Raw genomic sequence first — 3,199 nt, 5'->3', positions numbered from 1 at the left:
CCGCGTGCCGCCCGGACCGCGCGCGCTCCGGCCGCGCCCCCTCGTCCCCCGCCGCCGGCTCCCCGTGCTCCTGCTGTTCCGCGGGCCCCGCCGACGCGCCGCCCTCGTTGCCGCAGCCGTTGCCGAAGGACGGGTTGCCGACCCCGGCCCCGTCCACACTGTTGCCGCAGACGTTCACGGGAACGTCCACCGAGGCCTGGACGCTGTTCCCGGAGAGGATGCCGGGCGAGCCCGCTGCCGTCGGCTCGGCGGCGAGGGCGGAACCGCCGTTCAGGGAGAGGATGCCGGAGGCCGCGGCGGCCGTGACGAGCATCCCCTTGCTGAGGGTGTGGCGCATGGGGAGGTTCTTCCTGACTCGGAACCCGGAGGACCCGGAAGCGGGGACCCGGAAGGGGGCGCGGAAACCGGCCCTGGGAGCGTGCTCCCAGGGCCGGCGGACCCGGGCCCGCTCGGCGGGCCCGGGTGATGCGGGATCAGACGTTGGCGCAGCCGTTGCCGAAGGCCGGGTTCAGCAGGCCGATGACGTTGACCGAGTTGCCGCACAGGTTCAGCGGAACGTGCACCGGGACCTGGACCAGGTTGCCGGAGAGGACGCCCGGCGAACCGATGGCGGCGCCCTCGGCACCCGAGTCGGCGAAGGCGGGAACAGCGGCACCGAGCGCGAGGACGGCGCCGGCGAAGACGGCGGCGGTCTTCTTGAGCATGTCGTTCCTTTCGGAAGGAGGAGAAGCTGTGGCACGCCGGATGGGGCCCGGCGCGTCCTGTGAACGAAAGGGGGGAGCGGGAGGAAACCCCCGCCCGCGCAAGCGCGCGCAACTTCACCCGAACGGACAGTCGAGGATAAAGAAAGAAAAAGCCCGCCGAAGGCGGGCGGGAGCGTGACTCTCTGTTATTTCTCGGGGGTCGTTTATTGCGTGCGGAAAACTCCCCGCGCCGAATTCCCGGGTGTCTCCCCGGAGGCGCGCGACCGTGCCCCGCACACGACCGCGCCCCGCCCGCGCGCGTCCCTGGCGGGGACGGGGCGGACGGGGCGTTCGACGCCGGTGGGGCGACGGTCAGCCGTTGGCGGCACCGTTGCCGGACAGGACCGGGATGTCGTCCAGGATGTGGGAGAGCGGCTCGTCGCCCTTGGCCTGGGTGCTGTTCTCGGTGCACTGCTGGTTCTGCGGCGAGGACAGGACGTTGATGTCCTGGACCGCGACGGGCACGAGGCCGACGAGCGAGCCGACGTTGCCCTTGACCGGAAGGCCGATGCAGGGCTTGTTGAGCGAGCCCTGGACCAGGCTGAGCTGCGGGCTCTGGTCGCCGAAGGTGGCCTGGTTGCCGTACGACTGCTTCGAGCCGTTGCCGGAGACCGACGTGGTGCCGCCGTCGTCGGCGATGGCGAGGGCCTGCGGGGCGCCGAGGGCGACGACACCCGCGGTGAGCGCGGCGGCGGCCGCGAACTTCTTGATCATGTCCAACCTTTCGATGCCCCCGCACGCTGTCCCCGGGACGTTCGGGGCGGCCCCGGGAAGGGCGGGCGGCGACGGGCGATACGGAGCGAGCGCGTACGCAGCGACCCCCGGCGCGGAACGCGGCGGCCGGCTGCTTCCTGGCAAACTGCCGTACCGCCCATCGGTTTCGCCCCCTCGCTCCCCTTCACCCGTTCAGCGTCTTCGCACCCCCGGATTCGTACGTTTTCGCAAGAATTTCTGAGAAGAACCGGCGTGGTGGGCACGATTTCTTCCGCGCGGCGCTGTTTATCATCTCAACTGCCTTGATGCGGCCCGCGTTCTTCGCCCGCCGAATTCACGGCAGTTCCCGATTTGTTCACCGCCCAGGGAGGAATCCGTGATGGCTACGCGCACCGCCGTCGAGGGAAAGGGGGCCGGGGGCAGAGCCGGTACCGCCGCGAAGTCCCCCAAGGCCGCCCGCCCCGCCAAGCCCGCGAAGACCGCCGGGTCCGCCGAGCCCGCGCGGGCCGCCGGGTCCGCGAAGACCGTCGGGTCCGCCGAGCCCGTCCCGGCCGCCCGGCCCGCCGCGCCCGCGAAATCCGCGCGCGCCGCCAAGCCCGCCAAGGCCGGGAGGGCCGCCAAGCCCGCGAAGACCGGTAGGCCCGCCAAGTCCGGCAAGGCCGCCCGTCCCGCCCCGCCCCTCGCCGCCGCCGCCGGGGCCTCCACCCCCGCCCGCGCCCCGCGCCGCTCCCGCGCCCGTTCCTGGAGCGCGCGCGAACTGCGCCTCGTCGACCGGCTCGCCGAGGTGCACGCCGAGCTCGACGCGGCCCAGCGCGAGCGCGCCGGGCTCATCGCCTACGTCCTGCGGCTGCACGCCGGGAGCGTCGGCGCCCCGGGCCCGGACGGCTGGTCCCCCGTCCATGTGGACACGGCGGCCGGACGGCTCACCTGGCGTGTCGCGCCGGAGGACGCCGATCTCTTCCAGGAACAGGAGGCCGCCGTCCGGGCGCGCGGCCGCACGCGGAGCCTGCCGGTCGGCACGGCAGGCGACCGCGAGCGCTCCGTCGAGACCCTGACCCGGCTCTCCTTCCTCCACCTCCACCGGCGCCCCAACCGCCCCACCCGCACCAGCGGCGGCGGCTGACCCCGTGCGAAGGCCGTACGGGTGTTTCGCCCGGTGACAGCGGTGTGATGAATCTCTGCTCCATTGGAGTGAACGCCCGCATCCCGGACCCGGCCCGCCAGTTGTCCAGCGTGCTCCGGGACGGGGCCTGTACTCGAAAGGATCACTCATGATCAAGAAGGTCATGTCTGTCGCGGCCGTCGCCGCTTCGGTCGTCGGCGCGACCGCCGCTGTCGCCGCCCCCGCCATGGCGATCGGCGACGACGCCGGCACGACCTCCCTCTCCGGCAACGGCGCGGTGCAGTCGTACGGCAACCAGGCCACCTACGGGAACATGAGCCCGCAGATGGCGCTCGTCCAGGGTTCGCTCAACAAGCCCTGCATCGGCCTGCCCGCGAAGATCAACGCCGGTTCGCTGGTCGGTCTCGTGCCGATCGCGGTCCAGGACGTCAACGTCCTGTCCTCGCCGCAGAACCAGCAGTGCACCGAGAACAGCACCCAGGCGAAGGGCGACGAGCCGCTCTCGCACATCCTGGAGGACATCCCGGTCCTGTCCGGCAACGGCGCCGGCAACAGCTGAGCAGCCGTACGCCGCCGTCGCGGCGCACCGAGGGCCGCCTTTTTTTTTTTTTTTTTTTTT

The 3,199-nt window shown here is 72.2% G+C and carries 5 protein-coding genes; 2 read left to right on the top strand and 3 right to left on the bottom strand.

Annotated elements, in window-relative coordinates; all coding sequences use genetic code 11:
• The 3 genes from SSBG_RS12025 to SSBG_RS12015 form a co-directional block, all read right to left on the bottom strand.
• Positions 1–337 (bottom strand): chaplin (locus SSBG_RS12025; protein ID WP_008746404.1); only part of this gene is annotated, 337 nt, incomplete at its 3' end.
• A 136-nt stretch (positions 338–473) separates the two neighbouring features.
• The gene (locus tag SSBG_RS12020; RefSeq protein ID WP_008746403.1) at positions 474–704 is read right to left on the bottom strand and encodes a chaplin; all 231 of its coding nucleotides are present in this window, start codon (positions 702–704) and stop codon (positions 474–476) included.
• A 351-nt stretch (positions 705–1,055) separates the two neighbouring features.
• Positions 1,056–1,457 (bottom strand): rodlin, encoded by a 402-nt coding sequence (locus SSBG_RS12015; protein WP_037869556.1) that lies wholly within the window; start codon positions 1,455–1,457, stop codon positions 1,056–1,058.
• 379 nt (positions 1,458–1,836) lie between these two features.
• Between SSBG_RS12015 and SSBG_RS12010 the strand changes: the two genes are divergently transcribed.
• Together SSBG_RS12010 and SSBG_RS12005 are read left to right on the top strand one after the other, a co-directional pair.
• Positions 1,837–2,580, top strand: coding sequence for a hypothetical protein (locus tag SSBG_RS12010; RefSeq protein ID WP_037869555.1), 744 nt, complete (start codon positions 1,837–1,839; stop codon positions 2,578–2,580).
• A 148-nt stretch (positions 2,581–2,728) separates the two neighbouring features.
• Positions 2,729–3,139: a rodlin gene (locus SSBG_RS12005; protein WP_008746400.1), complete on the top strand. Its 411-nt coding sequence runs from the start codon at positions 2,729–2,731 to the stop codon at positions 3,137–3,139.
• Positions 3,140–3,199 lie beyond the last annotated feature (60 nt).

Source organism: Streptomyces sp. SPB074 (genome assembly GCF_000154905.1).
Taxonomy (GTDB): Bacteria; Actinomycetota; Actinomycetes; order Streptomycetales; family Streptomycetaceae; genus Streptomyces.
This window is presented reverse-complemented; position numbering and strand designations above follow the sequence as displayed.